The sequence below is a fragment of the Psychrobacter sp. Ps6 genome, assembly GCF_022129235.1.
Lineage (GTDB): Bacteria > Pseudomonadota > Gammaproteobacteria > Pseudomonadales > Moraxellaceae > Psychrobacter.
In genome coordinates, this window is the sequence record NZ_JADQAI010000183.1 from 1 (window position 1) to 1,071 (window position 1,071).

Below are 1,071 nucleotides of genomic sequence, written 5' to 3' on the forward strand. Positions count from 1 at the left end.
TCAATCTATTTAAAGAAAAGAAGATAGCCGAGTATATGGCCAATATGCCTGAACCTGACTATCCGGTGACAGTCACAACGGCGCAAAATACCAATTGGGTGCCATCCATTGAAGCTATCGGCTTTATCGAACCAAACCAAGGGGTAACTATTACTTCTCAGGTTTCAGGTATTATCGATAAAATTGATTTTGACTCTGGCATGAAGGTGAAAAAAGATCAGCCTTTAGTTACGCTAGATTCTGATGTAGAAAAAGCACAATTGCAGAGTAACGTAGCTCGTCTACCTGCGGCGAAAGCAAAATACATCCGTTACCAAGAGCTGTATAAGAAAAATTCTATTTCAAAAGAAGCTTATGAAGATGCTCAAGCGTCTTACTTCTCCTTAAAAGCGGATATTGAAAGTCAACGCGCACAGCTCGACCGTCGCACTATCAAAGCCCCATTTAGCGGTCAGGTTGGTCTACGTAACGTGTTCCTTGGCCAATACATTCAGCCTAGTACTGATGTGGTTCGCCTTGAAGATACTTCTGTTATGAAATTGCGCTTTACTGTGCCGCAGACCGACATTTCTGATATTCACTTAGGTCAAAATGTTGAGATCTTTGTTGATGCATACCCAGAAACGCCATTTAGCGGCAAGATCAGTGCAATTGAGCCAGCAGTTAATTACCAAAGTGGTTTAATCCAGGTTCAAGCCAATATCCCAAATAATGATGGTCAGTTACGTAGTGGTATGTTTGCCCGTGCTCACATCATCTTACCTACGTTAAAAGATCAGATTATTCTGCCGCAAACCTCCATCACCTACACCCTATATGGTGACAATGTTTATATTGCAGCAAAAGATGACAAAGGCACGCTACGCGTTAAGCAGTCTGTAGTTAAAACTGGTGAACACAAAGGCGATATCGTCCATGTTCTTGATGGTGTAAAACCTGGTGATGTTGTCGTTACTTCAGGTCAAGTTCGTCTAAGCAACAATGCGAAAGTGCACGTAGTTGAAAGTGATGCACTTAAGAGCCCAGCAGAAACCCCAATGCTGTAATCTGGAGGAACAATGCGTTTTACAG

1 protein-coding gene is annotated in these 1,071 nt (G+C 42.3%); it reads left to right on the plus strand.

The genetic code is table 11. The annotated features are described in order from the left end of the window. Positions 1-1,046: efflux RND transporter periplasmic adaptor subunit (locus tag I3255_RS14735; RefSeq protein ID WP_238039500.1), on the plus strand; the 1,046-nt coding region annotated here is incomplete at its 5' end. Between the last annotated feature and the right edge of the window lie 25 nt (positions 1,047-1,071).